Here is a 17563-nt window from a genome sequence, read left to right on the forward strand (position 1 = left end):
GAATAGACGATGACCAAAGAACTATGGATTAATCTTCCTGTAGAAGATCTTACAAGATCAAAAGAATTTTTCGCGAAACTGGGTTTTACGTTCCATCCTAGACATCTGAACAGTGAAGATGCTGCCGGTCTAGTGATCGGAGACAAAAACTTCATGGTGATGCTGTTTCCAGCGTCTACGTTCAAGAAGTTTACGGGGAATGAAATAGCAGATACTAAAAACGGTACAGAAGTGTTGCTGTCCATAGATGCAGAGAGCAAGGAAGAAGTGGATGAAATGATACAGAAGGCAAGCGAGGCAGGAGGCACTATTTTTTCCAAACCCCAGGGTCAAGGCTGGATGTATGGTGCTGGATTTACGGATTTGGATGGTCATCGGTGGAATGTGCTGTATATGGATTCGAGCAAGATGCCTGAAGTATAGGGCAGAACAAGAGATCTATATACAACTACATTCGATCATGCCAATGAAATTTTATAAAAAAAGTGATTTGCATGAACATAGATTCTCCGTCTGGCATCGCGTTGCCAGATCTTTCGAGAGGCGCATTACTTTCTTCCAAAGTAACCAAAGTAACCAAAGTTACCAAAGCACAAGAGTTGCTTTTGCTGTGATCATCCCTCTAAGACAAGGGATAGAGGATCATGATAGAGAAATATTGCGTAATGTTAACTGAGGAACCTGTGTACTTCGGATAGTCCTGTGTAATCGTAGGATGAGCCCTTTTTTGGTAGGATAATCGACTTGATCTTGTTGTGTATGAAGCGTATAGTTAGAACATAAACAATTTGATTGCACTTGACGCATGATACAGTTCGGGTTCTTAGCTCAGTCGGTAGAGCAGTTGACTCTTAATCATCAGGTCGAGGGTTCGAACCCCTCAGAACCCACCATATATCCTACAAATGAAACGGCAGAGATGCCGTTTTTTTAATTGTATATGCAAGCTAAAGGAGTGGTACCTGTGGGGACGAACATCGTCGCTAACTTGGAAGCCTTGTTACAATCTGTCCCTCAACGATTTCGAGCATTCAAGCTCAGTCTCAGACTGAATCCTTGCGCATAACTCCGTATAATCAAGATATCTGGGTTGAAACGCAGCAATACGTCGTTGCTCCCCCGGAAGATGTGATTGGACTATGGATTAGCTTGAATCAATCGATCGTTCGCGTGGTTTCGAACCTGCCAGCAGCCAGTCTGTCACGTGATTGCCAGCTTCCTGACGGGACTAGGGTTACTCTTGAATGGTTGATTCAGGACTACGTTGAACATATGGAACATCACTTGGAGCAGATTTTTGCAGATGTAGCGTAAAGGATGGTGCCTGCACCATCCTTTTTTTATTCTATCGTGGAAAAAAGATGGGGGCGTATCCGTGCATCTTCATTTTCTTGCCGCGTCAGCATTGTGACGGCATCATTTAGCTTCTCCTGCAGGGAGATCACATCTGCAATAAACCACCTTCGAAGGATCGACCCGATACCCTTGATGACGCCGAACGGCATCTAAGTTCTGCCAGGCAACGTGTTGGAACGACACGAGCGGATCAAGATGGGAGGAGACGAATACGGTGGGGCGATCAGTGGACAACTGGGGGTTGTTTTCGTGCTTTTGTGTGGGATACGCATAAGTGAGGAGAGACAAGGCATATTACTAGATAGCATTGCGTCCTGAAATTTCCAAAATCAAGGAGATCCAGCCATCATGATGGATATGAATACGTTAGTAGATGTGATAATTGTCGGCGGAGGACCCGCGGGTCTTAGTGCTGCACTTCTGTTAGGCCGCTCTTGCCGTCGTGTCGTAGTCATCGACGAGGGGAAAGCAAGGAATCGTCTAACCTACGAATCGCATGGGTATTTAACAAGAGACGGGATTAAACCCTCCGAGTTCCGTCAAATTGCGATATCGCAAATGAAGCCGTATTCCAACGTACGTATCGAACAAGATCTTGTTGAGCACGTACAGCAGGATCAGGGGATTTTTCATACGTTAACCCAGAAGGGGCGATTGTTCAGGTCTAGAAAAATAATTTTTGCGACAGGCATGCAAGATCATCTTCCGCTTATTCCGGGATTAAAGGAGGTCTATGGCATTTCTGTATTCCCATGCCCCTATTGCGATGGTTGGGAACGCAGGAATGAACCTTTAGCCATATTTGGACAGGGTGAAAAATTCTTTCACTACGTCAAGACGCTGTATAGTTGGAGCAAAGATTTGGTGGTGCTTACGAATGGAGCTTCCGCCGTCACGGAGCAGGAAAGAGAAGAGTTGGAAGCTCGGCGGATCGGACTCATCGAAACCGAGATTCGTGACCTGCAGTCTCATGAAGGGATGCTCCATCGGATTGTGTTCCAGGATGGTCAGTCTCTTCATCGCAAAGGTGGGTTTCTACTCAATACAGGGGCTAGGCAGGCTTCGCGTATCCCCGGAACATTAGGCATTCCCCTGCACGACTCAGGCGGCTACGTAACAACGAGTGATTACGGTCATACCACCATCGAAGGCGTCTATATTATTGGTGATGCGAAAAACGCTTTTACGGGATTAATTGGTGCCGCGCGCGATGGGTATTACATCGGAGAATTGATTAATAAAGATCTGATTGAAGATGACTGGGAGCAGATATAAACCTAGGAACCAATCGATCGATTTTTTTACGAAGATAGGCTTTGAATTCATTGCCCAATTCACCGATGAGGATGCAACATGTATGGTCATTAGTGACAGCATTTTTGTAATGTTGCTCGTGGAAGGCTATTTTAGAACGTTTACCAATAAAGAGATTTCTGATACATCGAAGAGTACTGAATTCATTTTGGCGCTTTCCCCCGACAGCAGAGAACAGGTGGATGAGATCGTAAATCGGGCTTTTGCGGCTGGCGGCCAGGCGTCCAGATGTCCAACGGTCCGGTAGATCACGGCTTTATGTACGGATGGAGCTTTCAGGATATCGATGGTCATCTATGGGAAGTCATGTACATGGATGAAAGTGCAGTGAATCCAGTGTAAGAGATCACGGGAACGCTTGAGTAATCAAGCGTTTTTTTAGCATAATCGAATAGTGAATTTTATCGTCAGGTCCGGAAACGGCGAGACGAAAAAAAGGCAATCATGGCAAACAGCCCACCTTATGCTGCGTATGGTTTATGCAGTGATGAGAGACAAAACCGAATACAAAGAAATAGACGTGCATAGTGGTACGTCTCAAGAAAAACAACTCAAGTATTACTTAAAGCAAATACAGGCAATGGATTTTGGGTTTTGATATTTAGATTAGCAACCAAGAAGTCGGCGAATTTTAAAAAAAAGAATTAGCTGGACCAAGGGAGGGTAGAGTGCAGGGAACCGAGCGAGAAATGAACGGACACAGGAGACCTTAATGAGGCCAAAAGCACTCAAAATGCAGGGTGAACGGACACAGATGCACTTATCATGCTAAACATAAGCTATATACTCATGATTCGAATGGAATAAGGGCATCTGTGTCCGCAACAACGGCTAATCTATAAGCATAGTAAACAATAAGGTCTCTCGTGTCCGTTATACAAAGAGCTTGTATAATTTGCCAAGATTTCGTATCTAAGACAGCTGGAACTGAAACATCAACCCATCGCTCCTATCCACCAACGTATAGGTTCACACAATAAAGGACCGTCGGGCGATCCCCATCTTTCTAGCACCAGTATAGTCAAATTAAGTTGCTTTTATTTTCGTAAAAACTACCTTGCTTTCGAAGTGAGTTTTGCAAACAAAACTTGTAGGTCGCTCATTTTCGGATGGACCGAGGCTAGAGGCCGTTTCATTTCCAGCGAACGCTATATGTATTTTTCGGAAGAAATGAACTAGCACCATCTGCTTGCTCTTCCTGTTATACTTGTGAATAGGATGAATTTTTCGCTAACTGGAGGGGCAAGGAGCATGGATACTCCGGTGAATATATAGAGAAGGGATCAAACCTAGTGACTCTGCAACAATTGAAATATGTCATTGAGATTGCGAATCGCGGCTCGATGAACGAAGCGGCCAAACGGTTGTTTATTTCGCAACCGAGTCTCTCGAACGCGATCCGGGATTTGGAGGAAGAACTTCGGATCACGATTTTTGAACGCACGAATAAAGGAATCACACTGACGACAGAAGGGGCAGAGTTTCTAGGCTACGCCCGTCAGGTCGTCGAACAGGCTGAATTGCTTGAGAATCGGTACTTGGATGCCCCGCCATCACCGCAGCATTTCGCTGTCTCGACGCAGCATTATGCATTTGCAGTGAACGCCTTTGTGCAGCTCGTTCGCGAGTATGGTCAGGATGAATATGAGTTCGCGTTGCACGAAACGAAGACTTACGAAATTATCGAGGATGTTAAAAGTTTGCGAAGCGAAATCGGGATTTTATACCTGAACGAATTCAATTCCAAAGTGATCAATAAGTTATTAAAAGCTGCTAACTTGCAGTTCCACAGCTTATTTACCGCCAAACCGCATATCTTCATCAGTATTCATAACCCGCTGGCTAAGCAATCGATCGTGACGATTGACCAGCTGCATCACTATCCTTACCTCTCCTTTGAGCAAGGTGAATATAATTCATTTCACTTTTCCGAGGAAATTCTAAGCACCTTGTCGCATCCTAAAAGCATTCGTGTAAATGATCGGGCAACGCTCTTTAATCTGTTGATCGGACTGAATGGATATACGATATCCACCGGGGTGCTTAGCGCGGATTTGAACGGCAATGAAATTATCCCTGTTCCGCTGGATTGTGATGAAACCATCAATGTTGGATGGATCAATCAGAAGAATGCGACCCTCTCCAAGCTTGCTTCGGCGTATATTGAAGCCCTTCAGCAGGCGACGGCGAATAAGGAATTGGATTTAGGGTAACAAACATCAACACAAAAACTGGCATAACGAGTTTCGTTATGCCAGTTTTTGTTCATTTAATGACGGCGCAGCCAATTCGGTTACCGGAGTTCCCGGACGGATTTGTGTGCATATCATCTGGATCTTCGTGGATCACGAGCGCCGTTCCTCCTTCTTTTAGGAGGGAGTTGGACACACCTTTTTGCAAGGTCACCGTTGTAAGGACGAATTGTGCTTCCGCTTTTCCATTGGGTCCAGCAACAAGGTTCGAGAGATCACCAGCGTGCTCCCCATTGACGTTGTCGTATCCATGCTCTTTGCCCGACGGATTGAAATGTGCCCCTGCAGTTTTGAAATCGGGTGCTTCACATAACCCGGTTTCATGGACATGGATGCCATGCAATCCTGGTTTGAGCCCCGTAGCGACCACATCGATCTGGACACCTTTGGCAAGCTGCGTGAACTTGGCTGTGCCCATTTTGGTTCCTTTACCGTTGATAATATCACTAGTAATCGGTTGATGAGTAGTTAAGGAAGATTCATTTGCTGCGGATACGGATACGGGGAGAGCTTTATCTTCACACCCCAACACGATCATGAACAACAACGGTACGACAAATAGAGAAATACTTCGTAAATTCATGGTTACCCTCCAATTCATAAGCCCTATTGGCTTATACTTATTTATTCCCAATATTCCACGATGCAATCATTTCTTCTCTAGTATTTGTGAATAAGATGAACCAACTCTCGTATAGGCCATGACACCTTGTATTTGCACGCGAATGAGACTCGAGGAAGATGCTGCATCATACCCGTGTCTGCGCATTAGTTCAACAGCGAGCTTTTCCTCGAAAAAATCGAGGAAGTCTCGCATATTTAGGTTGAATGTACTTTAAATGTACTTTATCGGGCCCCTCGATTTTTGTCTGGATGCTTTTCTCATCGAAAGAAGCTTCAGCATATGTCGAGACCACGGTAAATAAAAAGCCCTTCGTGCTTAGCACGAAGGGCTTTGAGTTCTATTCTTTTACTGCGCCGATGACAATTCCTTTGACGAAGAAACGCTGAAGGAATGGATAGACGAGTAGAATCGGTAAGGCACCGATAAAGATCTGCGAAGCACGGAGGGTTCGTTCCGATTTAGCAACAAAAGACGGATCGAACTTCGTCATATCGTGTTGCACGATAATGGTCTGCATAAAGCTGGCAAGCGGCAGTCTCTCTGCGTCTTTGATATAGATCAGACCGTCGAAATAGGCATTCCAGTGACCTACCATGATAAAGAGAGAGACCGTAGCGATCGCAGGTAATGAAATCGGTAGAAAAATTTTGACAAAGGTTCGTAAATATCCGGCACCATCGATAAAGGCTGCTTCTTCGAGCTCTTTCGGAACAGCGCGGAAGAAGTTCAACAGCAGGATGATGTTATACACCCCAACCAACCCCGGAAGAATGAGCGCCAAGAGCGTATTCATGAGTCCGAGCTTCAGGATCAGGATATAACCTGGAATGAGTCCGCCGCTGAATAACATCGTGATGACAAAATACCAAAGGTAGATGTTGCGCGCACGAAATACGCGAGCTTCTTTAGATAGCGCATAGGCAGCAACCGTATTGACGATCATGGCGAGTGCCGTTCCCAGTACGGTTCGTTCGACAGAGACCCATAGGGAGGAAAGAAAATTGGTATTGTCAAACGTCTTCGCGTAGGCTTCTAATGTAAACCCGATAGGCCAGAAGGTCACAAGCCCTGCGTTGGCAGGAGCGGAGGAGCTTAAGGATACCATCAATAGATGCACCATCGGCAGCAGGCAAAGGATCGAGATGACACTTAACAGGACATAGTTGAAAATCGAAAAAATTCGATAGGGTATTGTTTTGTGATACATGTGAAGTCATCCTTTCCTTTCTAGAAAATCCGATATCCGGCGAATCGATAGGCGAGACGATAGGATATGACGATTAAGATTAAGCTGATCGCTGATTTGAATAAGCCAACAGCTGTTGCGAAGCTGAATTGTCCCGTCAATAGCCCTTCACGATAGACGAAGGTGTCGATAATATCGCCTTGCTGATAAATGAGCGGGTTATATAAGTTGAAGATCTGGTCAAAATTCGCGTTCAACACATTACCTAGCGCCAAAGTTGCGACGACGATCGCCATAGGGACGAGCGCAGGGATTGTGATGTGTGTCGTCTGCTTCCATCGAGATGCACCGTCCACTTCAGCGGCTTCATACAAAGAAGGATTAATACCGGCCAGAGCCGCCAAAAAGATGATCGTATTAAATCCGAATTCTTTCCAGACATCACTGACGATGATCGTAATCCGGAACCAAGTCCCGTCGCCCAAGAAGAAAATGGGTTTGATGCCGAACAAATTTGTGAGGAGCTGGTTAATGATCCCGGTCTGGGCGAGCATATCAATCAGAATCCCTGCAAGCGTGACCCAGGATAGAAAATGCGGCAAGTAGACTAGCGTTTGAATGGAACGCTTGAAGCCCATGTTGCGAACCTCATTCAACAGTAAGGCAAATATGAATGGGATGATTAAGTTCATGACGATCTTGGTACACGCGAAGAAGAGGGTATTCAAAGTGATTTTTATGAAATATTCATTCTCAGCCATGTAGCGAAAATGCTTCAGCCCGACCCAAGGAGATCCCGTGATTCCAAGTCCAGCCTTATAATCTTGAAAGGCCATGACGATACCCGTCATGGGAACATAAGAAAAAATAAATACCAGAATTGCCGCCGGCAGCACCATCAAATGAAGCATCCAAGGGGATCGTTTGCTTTTTTTTCGGTTGGGTTGCTGGCTGGTAGGGAGGGTTACTTGTTGTCCCGTATTTGCGTCCATAAATCTCACCCGTTTCATAAAATTGAATTGTGGAATATAATTATCTCTGCTATATATAGTAGCAAGCAGGACTACTGCGGGACTATATGACATTGTTAGGATGGATAGGGTTTTGTTAGGAAACATCCGTTGGGGGAATAAAAGATGGAGATAAGTAGAGGAATCGAGTTCATCAGAAGGAGGGTGAAATCCAAGTCGAGCCTGTTCACGAAGATGAATGGATTGATTATCATTCTGTTCATTCCGATCATCTTGATGTATTCCTATTCGAATGACGTGGCATTCAATGCGGTTAGCAAAGAGCTCCAGAAGTCGAATACGAGGCAGCTCGCTTTTTTATCCAGCCAGATTGATTCGCGGATAAATCAGATGATGGATTTTACGTTCACGTTCTCAAAAGACCCGAATGTCCAGAAATTTAACGGATTGCACATTTGGGAAGATCGCTATGACCGAATGCAGACCCGATACAATGTGCAGGAGAAGATGGTGCTGCAGTCCGGAGTCAATAACATATGGCCAGTTAGGTATACCGTGTTCTCGCAGCAGAACAAAGAACAGATCTCGAATTTCAATAACTTGAATGCATACAATGAGGCGTATTTGACGAAAAATGTGAGCGCACAATGGGAATACCGCTATGGGCAATCGACGAATTCCGATGTGAAGAAAGCTTTCTACTGGGTCTACACGGACTCTTTCGGTCAACAAGGGAAGCTGCGCGGGAGCAACCTGGTGATTGAAGCCAGCTTCAGTCAGGAGAACATTCAGAATATGCTGGATACGTATAAAGGCGGGGGGCAAGGAGAGCCGTTCTTTTACCATAAGGGTGAGGCGCCTATTCTCAATCGCAGCGCGTCAACCAAGTTAACGAACGAAATAATTCATTATTTGGACAAGGAGATACTGGATGATTCAACAGAACAGGTTGTTCGATTGGCGGGTAAAGAGTATTTAGTGAGTTCCATCAAGTCACCGCTTCTGGATTGGCATTTGGTTGATGTTGTACCGTTGGGGCAGGTACTTGGACCGATATCATATAGCCGTAATTTGTTCTACTTCACGATGGTCTTGCTGTTTGTCGTCGGGTTATCAGCCTCCATATTGCTCTATCGGAACGTTCAGCGTCCAATCAAGAAGTTGATTCAAGGATTGCAGCGTGTGAAGCGAGGCGATTTCTCAGCACGGATTAACTCTAACGAGAACAACGAGTTTTCGTTCCTATTCCGTCGATTTAATGACATGTCCATCCAAATTCAGGATTTAATCGAAAACGTTTACAATGAGAAGCTGCGAGCACGCGAAGCTACATTGAAACAGCTGCAGGCGCAGATTAATCCGCACTTTCTTTATAATTGTCTCGGATATATCATTAACATGGCCCAGATGAAAGAGCAGGAAGCCGTTGTATCGATGGCTTATAATCTCAGCGCCTATTATCGTTATACAACGAGGATGGAGCGGGAAATCGCAACGCTTCGGGAAGAACTTCAACTGCTTATTAATTATCTTGATATTCAGAAGCTGCGTAACGGCAGAATCGATTACCATATTGATATTCCCGAAGACATGATGAATCATCAAGTCCCTCGATTGTTATTGCAGCCTATTGTAGAGAATGCCGTCATTCACGGGGTTGGGAAGTCCTATACATCGGGGGAAATACGAATCAGCGGAAAGATGTATAATGACTATTGTCAGATATTCGTAGATGACGATGGTCCTGGCTTGAGTCCGGAAGGGCAAGAAGCATTGAACCGGAAAATGAAGGATCCGCTGCAGGAAGAAATGGGCTGCGGTCTGTGGAATACCAACCAGCGTGTCATTCACCAGTTCGGCGAGAACTCCTATATATGCTTCAAGAAATCCCCGCTAGGCGGATTTAGGACCGAAATATTATGGCAGATACCGCGGGGAGAGCAAGGCGCACAAGATTTCAAGACGCAAGGAGAGACATAACATGCAAATGATCATCGTTGATGACGAAGCCCATTGGGTCGACAATTTATCCATGCACAAGCCTTGGGATACACTCGGTATTGAGCAAGTGCATCGAGCATACTCAGCTCATGAGGCCCTTCAAATCATAGAGACCCAACCGATCGATATCGTGATCTCAGATATTATTATGCCTGAAATGACTGGAATTGAGCTGATCGAGCGCATACGAGTTTATGACAAAAAAATTAAATGTATCTTTTTATCGGGTCATTCTGATTTTGAATTTACGAAAAAGGCAGTTCAGCATCAAGCCGTTGATTATCTGCTCAAACCGCCAACTGACGATGAGTTATTCGGTGCTGTGAAGGCTGCGATCGAACAACTGAATCAGGAATGGGAGCAGATCAGCTCGATGGATCGCACACAGCAAACCTTACGGGAGAACCTTCCGCTTTTGCGCGGACAGCTGCTGCTTGACGCATTACGAGGACAGCGATTGTCGGCAGACGAATGGAACCGGCGACTAGAGAATTACAGTTTGCCGTTTCATGAAGGAGACGGTGCGATGATGCTGATTCGGCTTGAAGAGGAATTTGGGCAGTTTAAGAATAATGGTCAACAGCTGCTTGAGTACGCCATTTTGAATATGGCGGAGGAGATTTTCGGTGAATATATGGAGGTCTGGGGCGTGAAGGAGGAGCACGGCTATCTTGTATTGCTGATGCAATACAAGGGCGTCGCGCCGGCAAAAGGGAAAGATACGATCCTTGAAAAGCTAGCTTTAAAACTGCAGTATAAGGTCAAACAATTTTTGAAGGGCTCCCTCTCCATTGTGATGACGGAATGGTTTGCGTTTCCGGAGAAGCTAGCGGATAAGTACCGGCAGGCTTCAGCGTACTTTCGGCAAATTGTGGGGGATGAGCGGGATTTTGTCATGCGGGTCGACGATCTGGAGCAACGGGTTTCTAACGGGCCATTAGATGCACTTTATATGCCGCCATCACTGATGAATCTGTTGGAGGCAGGGCGATGGGAAGCAGCAGAGGAGAAGTTAATTTCGGTATGCGCTGAACTAGATGATCGATGGTCTGATTCGTGGGAGCATTGTATGGAGGCAGGGTTTTCGATTACTTCGTCATTTACCTATCTTGCGCACCGGAATGGGAACACCTTGGAGAAAATTCTTGGTGATGACATGGACATGCTGCAGAGCGGAGAGGCCTTTACCTCAATTAGTAAGCTGCGGAAATGGTCTTTGGGGGTCTTAGAAAAGCTCAAGGAAGACACATCCAATGACATTAAAGACATACGTTCCTCGTATGTGACCAAGCTTCAAGATTATGTGGAAAAAAATCTGCATAACGATGTGTCCTTGCGTGCGCTTGCAGATCACGTGAATCTGCATCCTACGCACTTGTCCAAAATTTATAAAATCGAAACCGGTGAAGGCATCAGTGATTATGTATTCCGTCTACGAATGGAACGGGCGAGCCACAAACTCATGACAACCGACAAAAAGGTGTATGAAATCAGCATGGAGATCGGATATTTGGACCCAGCCTATTTTATTAAAGTGTTCAAACGCCAATTCGGAGTCACACCGCAAGAATATCGAGATCGCAGTGATTCGCATAATAGAGTCCTATGAAAACTAAAATTGTCCTATAGATGTCTTCCCTCATCCATTGGTAAAGTTACACATGTAAGGAACATACACAGTAGGGGGAAAGCAAATGGGTAAATTCAGAAAATCATTGCTACTGGTTCTCGTCTCCGCTCTTCTGGTGATTTCGGCTTGCAGCAGCAAGACGAATGAAACTACGAATACAGCAGAGCCGCAAAAGAATACGGAAGGTAAGTCAGCAGCAGATACCGCATTCGAAAAAGGAAAATATGACCCGCCGATTGAAATCAGCTCGGTACTTATGCCGAGAGAGTATAAGAAAGGGGACACGAAGGAGAACAATGTCCACGACCGTTGGATGCTCGAGACGTTCGGGATCAAGCATAAAGATACGTGGTATCCTGCAGGTGAAAGCCAATACCGTCAGAAGCTTCAACTTGCCATCTCTTCAGGCGAGAAACTTCCTGACTTCGTATACGTGCCAACTGACCCTGTCTTGACGAATCAACTTATTGATTCAGGACAATTTATTCCGATTGATGAGTTGTTCGAGAAGTACGCGAACAAGACTTGGAAAGATCATACGACACAACATCCGGAATTATGGTATCCATTCACGCGTGACGGCAAGAAATACAATTTACCGATTCTTGAATATACGGACAATGATGATACGCTTCTCTGGCTTCGGGAAGATTGGATGGAGAAGCTGAATTTGCAAGCGCCTAAGACGATTGCTGACCTTGAGAACATTATGGATAAGTTCAAGAATCAGAATCCGGACGGATTAGCGCCGAATAAAGTCTATCCACTAGCGATTTCGTTAAAGAGTAATACAAATACATGGATGGGCTCATTGGATTGGTTATTTGGAGCATACGGTACCATTGAGGAACAATGGAATAAAGATGCAAATGGCAACCTGGAATACGGCTCCGTTAATCCAGGTGCAAAGCAAGCACTCGCGAAATTGAATGAGTGGATGGACAAAGGTTATATTCATGCGGATGCTGCCTTATGGGATGAAGGTAAATCGGCTGAGATTTGGACGAGAGGGGAAGCAGGCGTTCTGCCAGGGGCGAACTGGGTTCCAGACTGGCCAGCTCCGGATTTGTTGAAGAACGTCAAAGGTGCGAAATACAAAGCTTATCCTGTACCTGCTGGTCCTGACGGCAAGATGGGAACGAAATGGCAGAATTCCGGCGTGAATAGCAGTATTATGATTAATAAAGATGCGAAACATCCGGAAGCGATTTTCGTGTACTATAACTACCTGTTAGACAACGTGGCGAACCCAACTGCTGGCAGTCCATATGAATATGGCTTCGCCAAAGGATATGATTGGGATGTGATCGACGGTCAACCTACGAATGATAAAGAAAAGATCAAGGATTTCTTTGATAATTTTCCTTATTTGAGCGGGCGGGCTCGAATCCCTGAGCTTTATATGAAAACGTTAGTGAAGCTTGCTGACGGCAATAAACCGGAAACACCTTACGAAAAACAAATGGCAACATTCCGCAAGCCAGAGAACTGGTATGCAGCGAAAATTGTAATGTCTCAATTGGACATCCGTAAGCAAAACTACTTCACCGGAGCGGCAACGCCGACGATGATCACGAAATGGACTCTTCTGCACCAGTCCGAATTGGAAACGTTCAATAAAATCATTTACGGCAAATTGCCGGTTGATGCGTATGACCAATTCGTTACAAGCTGGAAAGCGAACGGCGGCGACCAGATCACGAAAGAAGTTAATGACTGGTTCAAGTCTGTAACAGCCCAATAAGATTGATCGAGATGAAAAGATAGAAATGTGCAATAGATTTCGATGTGTGCTATAGTAGTAACCAGAAGGCATTTCGCTCGGATTGAGCGAAGTGCCTTCGTGTATATATGTGGCATTTTACATTTAATGGACATGTCATACGATAAGGTGGTGATGCTATGTTTCCCGTTTTGACCCTCTATCGAGGGAGTATGCTGGCACGTTATTAGCGTATCGTATATGAAATCAAACGATGGGAGATTTGTTCAATGAATATGTCAATTCAAGCTAAAAATAGGTCACAAGTAAACCGTTCTGGTCTTCGTCAATTACGAGCAGAAGGCCGAATTCCATGCATTGTATATGGGAAGCATATCGATGCTAGAATGATTCATATCTCGAATCGTGAGCTTCAACAATGGCTTAAACAAGGTGATTCCGGTGTCTTAGAGTTGGATATGCCTGATCAAGGGAAGATTCCGGTTCTTCTCGAAGATGTTCAGCGAGATCCCGTGACGCAGAATGTACTGCATGCCGATTTTCAACATGTAAAAATGGATGAGCTCGTACGGACAAAAATTTCGGTAGAGTTCAGCGGCAAGGCGGCAGGCGTAAAGGTGGGTGGCGTTATGCAAATCCAAGGATCTCAAATCGAAGTTGAGGGGCTGCCTGGACACTTGCCTGCGTTCATCACAGCGGATGTCAGCCATTTAGGCATTGGGGATACGCTCTTGGTGGAACACTTGAATTTGCCTAAGGAGATCCATGTCATTTCATCGTCCGAAGAGCTGCTCGTGTCGATTGTAGCTCCTAGATTGGAACAACTGGATGAGAATGCAGAAGCATTGGTTTAATTCTTTTGAATAAGTGACGATTGATTATATAGATAGATGATAGAACCTGAAAATATTACACAAGCGACTCTATCCTATTTCAGATGGGAGAGGGTCGCTTTTTAGTTTGATAAGGAATTTATCGTACTGCGCACGATTGGCGCACCACGAGCTTAGGGGGCAGCACAATGGTCCGCGATTGCTGTGCATTGGCTTGCAAGCGGTCATGGAGCATCTGCACACTTAATGTTCCGAATTCATAGGCTTGTTGTGCCGCCACAGTCATGAACGGATCGAGGAGATACGTCGGCTCCAAGTCGTTGAAGCATACGACGGATAGGTCTGTCGGTACGTCGAATCCTCTCTTACGCAAGGCTCGAATCGCAGTAGCTGCAATGCGATAATTAGCTGCAAGGATAGCGGTCGGACGTGGATCGAGCTGAAGTAAATGTTCAACCGTCTGCTCACATGCCCTGTCGAGGTCTTTCATATCCATACGGATTGGGGCGAGCTGTTCTATTCCATGCAGCAGAAGTGTCTCAGTGTATCCCCGTTCTAACAAACGTGAGGTCGAACGATCTACTGTACTGTTAAGCAATGCGATATGTTGATGACCTTGTTGAATAAGATAATTTATCAGCAGACGTGATCCTTCAGCGGGGTCTCCAAGCACAGCGTCAGCGTCCATCCCGGGCACGTCATGGTCTACAACCACGACGGGAATGTTGTGAATCTTCAGCAATTCAAGATGCCGAATCGACGAGTCTCCTGCGGGTACCATAATAACACCGTCCACCCGCGCGGATAAGATGCTTCGGATTGCGCTTCGCTCCTTCTCATCGGATTCGTCCGTATTGGAGATCATGACTCGGTACCCCAGTCGGGATGCGGTATCTTCTGCGCCTCGAGCGAGCAGCGCTCCGAAGGGAGTTGTTATATCAGGGACGAAGATGGACAACATTTTCGTTTCTTGCAGCGTCAGACACCGGGCATGGGCATTCGGGACATAATGCATTTCCTCCATAATGGCTTTGACACGCTTTCGCGTTGCATCGCTTATCCGTCCCGTATTATTGATCACGCGAGAGACTGTCATGGCGGAGCAGTTGGCTTTCTTAGCAATGTCATGAATCGTAACCATACAAGAACCTCTTTCTGTTGGGGTTTCCATCAATTGCTATATTGGCATGAGATAGAAGTAAAAGGAGAGATTCCACCCTAGGAACCTCTCCTTTGTCTATCTGCATCGAAAGAACGTGTTATTTGTACAGCGGTCCATATGTTTCACAAGCTTTATAATCGGCGCCTTCCAGATCTTTGGTTCCGAAAGCTCCCCACGCATGAGGACGATAAAGATCTTCGTCCCCTACATTGTGAAGTGATACCGGAATACGCAGCATACTTGCAAGCGTAATGAGCTCTTTCCCAATATGTCCATAGGCGAAAGCCCCGTGGTTCGCACCCCATCTTGCCATGATCGAATATACATCTTTGAAGGAATCCTCACCTGTAAGACGAGGAACAAACCAAGTTGTTGGCCATGTTTTATCCGTCCGATCATCCAACGCCTTGTGTACATCATCCGGTAAGGTGACCGTATGGCCTTCTGCGATTTGCAAGACAGGACCGATGCCGTGAATAAGGTTCAATCTTGCCAAGGTAACCGGCATTTCGGCCTGCGTTCTGAAGTGGGAGGAGAAGCCGCCGCCTCGGAAATATCCTAAGTTCGCATGACACCAGTCTGTAGCTTCGGTCATAGCTGCAATATCCTCATCCGTCACATCCCACCATTTCTTAATCAAGGGGTTGCCGTTGTGATCTTTGGAAAGACCTGTACCATCCAGAGCTGCAGCGCCGGAGTTGATCAGATGAATAAACCCATGTTCTGCGATACCTGTCGGTTTCATACCGGTAATGCGTTCAACGGATTCAGGGCTCCAATACGTACGAACATCGGCAAACACGCTGGTGGATCCGGTCAATAGTTTGAGGAAAAGCATGGTGATGCCGTTTAATCCATCATTTTCAGTGGCCAGAACGACAGGCTCGCGCTTGCCATTCCAGTCGAAGCTGGAATTGAGAATGGCTTCGGAGAAGTCGCCGTTCGGAAGCCAATCCGTCCACATCCGTTGTCCTTGGAAGCCGCCTGCAATAGCATTTCTTCCTAAGGCTTCTTCATGCCAGCCAATATCGTTCAGCTTGTCATTGCCCATGAGAATATCGCGAATGACAAGGGTCATTTTGACGACAAAGGCCCATTGCTCCGCTTTTTGTTCATCTGTATGTGGTTTTTCGTTGACATCAATGCCTTCTATGCAATGCTGCTTCGTCCAAGCATGTGCTTTTTCATATTCCTCGCGATCGAAGATGTTCAAGTGGATGCGACGCAGAACCTCGGTCATATCGACCCATTCCGCTCGGATACCCAAATATTTTTGCAAGAAATCCGCATCGATATTGGAGCCTGCAATCCCCATGGACACAGAACCGATGCCAACATAAGCTTTGTTGCGCATGAGTCCTACAGCAATCGCACATTTGGCAAAACGAAGGATTTTCGCTTGAACGTCTGCGGGAATTTCCGTATCCGTCAGATCCTGTACATCGTGCCCATAGATGGAGAACGCGGGGAGACCCCGTTGTGCATGACCAGACATGACGGCGGCAAGATATACGGCACCGGGGCGCTCGGTTCCATTAAAACCCCAGACTGCTTTGGTGGTTAGCGGATCAAGGTCCATCGTCTCGCTACCGTAACACCAGCAAGGCGTCACCGTAAGTGTACCGGTTACATTCTGAGTAGCGAAGAAGTCTGCACACTTCGCCGACTCTGCGCCGCCGCCAATGGTTGAAGGGGCAATAACACACTTTACGGGAGATCCGTCCGGGTAGGTTAGGTGGGATTCGATAAGTGCTTTGGCTGCACGTGCCATCCCCATCGTCTGTTCTTCTAAGCCTTCGCGGATACCTCCCCAGCGTCCGTCAATGGTGGGGCGAATACCTAGCTTTGGATAATTCATTCTACGTCACTCCTCGTCAATATATTGTTTAAAGACTTGAAAGGCTGCATTCCAACTGTCTGTTTCTTGAGGTGCATAATGGATCGGTTCCTGAGATTTGGCGATGACATCCCTTGCGTGCCGGATATCTTGGATCCCCTTGGCTGCAATGAGCTGTGATGCGATGTTTCCTAAGATGGTCGCTTCGATCGGACCCGCAATCACGTTGCAATGGCAGGAATTTGCGGTCATTTGACATAACAACTGGCTCTGAATTCCGCCGCCGACCATATGAATGGTATCGTATATTTGCTCGGTGCAGTCTTGAATTTGTTCAAAGGCATACCGGTATTTCAACGCAAGACTTTCGTTAATACACCGTACGATTTCACCGACAGTCTGAGGGACAGGTTGATGCGTTCGCCGGCAGTATTCTTGAATACGCTGCGGCAGATTGCCTTGCGGCGTAAATTCGGGTGCATCGGGATCAATGAAACATTGGAACGGTGCAGCTTCCCGTGCCAAGGCTTCAAGTTCTGAGAAGCTGTACTGCATGCCTTCACGCTGCCATTGCCTGCGGCTTTCTTGGATGATCCACAGCCCGACAATATTTTTCATAAAGGTGGCCGTACCCATGTAACCGCCTTCATTTGTCATGTTATATCGTGCTGAT

At 46.1% G+C, this 17563-nt stretch carries 14 protein-coding genes, 1 tRNA gene and 1 pseudogene; 10 read left to right on the forward strand and 6 right to left on the reverse strand.

Going from position 1 to position 17563, the window contains the following annotated elements; all coding sequences use genetic code 11:
- Positions 1-9 precede the first annotated feature (9 nt).
- The 6 genes and pseudogenes from BVG16_RS01400 (at position 10) to BVG16_RS01430 (ending at position 4883) form a co-directional block, all read left to right on the forward strand.
- Positions 10-423: a VOC family protein gene (locus BVG16_RS01400; protein ID WP_078496752.1), complete on the forward strand. Its 414-nt coding sequence runs from the start codon at positions 10-12 to the stop codon at positions 421-423.
- A 394-nt stretch (positions 424-817) separates the two neighbouring features.
- A tRNA-Lys gene (locus tag BVG16_RS01405) sits at positions 818-893 on the forward strand.
- A gap of 163 nt (positions 894-1056) precedes the next feature.
- Positions 1057-1314 carry a DinB family protein gene (locus tag BVG16_RS01410; protein WP_158081594.1) on the forward strand — a complete coding sequence of 86 codons (258 nt, stop codon included), beginning with the start codon at positions 1057-1059 and terminating at the stop codon, positions 1312-1314.
- 390 nt (positions 1315-1704) lie between these two features.
- Positions 1705-2631, forward strand: coding sequence for an NAD(P)/FAD-dependent oxidoreductase (locus BVG16_RS01415; protein ID WP_078496754.1), 927 nt, complete (start codon positions 1705-1707; stop codon positions 2629-2631).
- A pseudogene (locus BVG16_RS01420) lies at positions 2612-3012 on the forward strand (VOC family protein). Before BVG16_RS01415 ends, BVG16_RS01420 begins: the two are co-directional and overlap by 20 nt.
- 950 nt (positions 3013-3962) lie before the next feature.
- On the forward strand, positions 3963-4883 hold the full coding sequence (locus tag BVG16_RS01430; RefSeq protein ID WP_078496756.1) for a LysR family transcriptional regulator: 921 nt from the start codon (positions 3963-3965) through the stop codon (positions 4881-4883).
- A 52-nt stretch (positions 4884-4935) separates the two neighbouring features.
- Here the strand turns inward: BVG16_RS01430 and BVG16_RS01435 are convergent, their stop codons facing one another.
- The 3 genes from BVG16_RS01435 to BVG16_RS01445 all read right to left on the reverse strand — a co-directional run bounded on the left by BVG16_RS01435 (position 4936) and on the right by BVG16_RS01445 (position 7725).
- Entirely contained in the window at positions 4936-5505 is a 570-nt protein-coding gene (locus tag BVG16_RS01435) for a superoxide dismutase family protein (protein WP_078496757.1), read from the reverse strand.
- Between the two features lie 379 nt (positions 5506-5884).
- A complete protein-coding gene (locus BVG16_RS01440; RefSeq protein ID WP_078496758.1) occupies positions 5885-6754 on the reverse strand; it encodes a carbohydrate ABC transporter permease in 870 nt (289 codons plus the stop codon).
- A 20-nt stretch (positions 6755-6774) separates the two neighbouring features.
- The gene (locus BVG16_RS01445) at positions 6775-7725 is read right to left on the reverse strand and encodes an ABC transporter permease (RefSeq protein ID WP_078496759.1); all 951 of its coding nucleotides are present in this window, start codon (positions 7723-7725) and stop codon (positions 6775-6777) included.
- A 144-nt stretch (positions 7726-7869) separates the two neighbouring features.
- Here BVG16_RS01445 and BVG16_RS01450 point away from each other — a divergent pair, with 144 nt between their 5' ends.
- The 4 genes from BVG16_RS01450 (at position 7870) to BVG16_RS01465 (ending at position 13912) form a co-directional block, all read left to right on the forward strand.
- A complete protein-coding gene (locus BVG16_RS01450) occupies positions 7870-9684 on the forward strand; it encodes a sensor histidine kinase (protein ID WP_233146856.1) in 1815 nt (604 codons plus the stop codon).
- Between the two features lies 1 nt (position 9685).
- Positions 9686-11314 (forward strand): response regulator transcription factor, encoded by a 1629-nt coding sequence (locus BVG16_RS01455; RefSeq protein ID WP_078496761.1) that lies wholly within the window; start codon positions 9686-9688, stop codon positions 11312-11314.
- A gap of 85 nt (positions 11315-11399) precedes the next feature.
- Positions 11400-13079: a type 2 periplasmic-binding domain-containing protein gene (locus tag BVG16_RS01460; RefSeq protein WP_078496762.1), complete on the forward strand. Its 1680-nt coding sequence runs from the start codon at positions 11400-11402 to the stop codon at positions 13077-13079.
- 248 nt (positions 13080-13327) lie between these two features.
- Positions 13328-13912, forward strand: a complete 585-nt coding sequence (locus BVG16_RS01465; RefSeq protein WP_078496763.1) for a 50S ribosomal protein L25 — start codon at positions 13328-13330, stop codon at positions 13910-13912.
- A gap of 118 nt (positions 13913-14030) precedes the next feature.
- On the opposite strand, the gene BVG16_RS01470 is transcribed toward BVG16_RS01465, so the two are convergent.
- The 3 genes from BVG16_RS01470 to BVG16_RS33045 all read right to left on the reverse strand — a co-directional run bounded on the left by BVG16_RS01470 (position 14031) and on the right by BVG16_RS33045 (position 17547).
- Positions 14031-15032 (reverse strand): LacI family DNA-binding transcriptional regulator, encoded by a 1002-nt coding sequence (locus tag BVG16_RS01470; protein WP_078496764.1) that lies wholly within the window; start codon positions 15030-15032, stop codon positions 14031-14033.
- A gap of 118 nt (positions 15033-15150) precedes the next feature.
- Positions 15151-16911, reverse strand: a complete 1761-nt coding sequence (locus BVG16_RS01475; RefSeq protein WP_078496765.1) for an L-fucose isomerase — start codon at positions 16909-16911, stop codon at positions 15151-15153.
- Between the two features lie 6 nt (positions 16912-16917).
- Positions 16918-17547, reverse strand: coding sequence for an FGGY-family carbohydrate kinase (locus BVG16_RS33045; RefSeq protein WP_198957397.1), 630 nt, complete (start codon positions 17545-17547; stop codon positions 16918-16920).
- Positions 17548-17563: the final 16 nt, after the last annotated feature.

It is taken from the genome of Paenibacillus selenitireducens (genome assembly GCF_002021565.1).
Classification (GTDB): domain Bacteria; phylum Bacillota; class Bacilli; order Paenibacillales; family Paenibacillaceae; genus Paenibacillus_K; species Paenibacillus_K selenitireducens.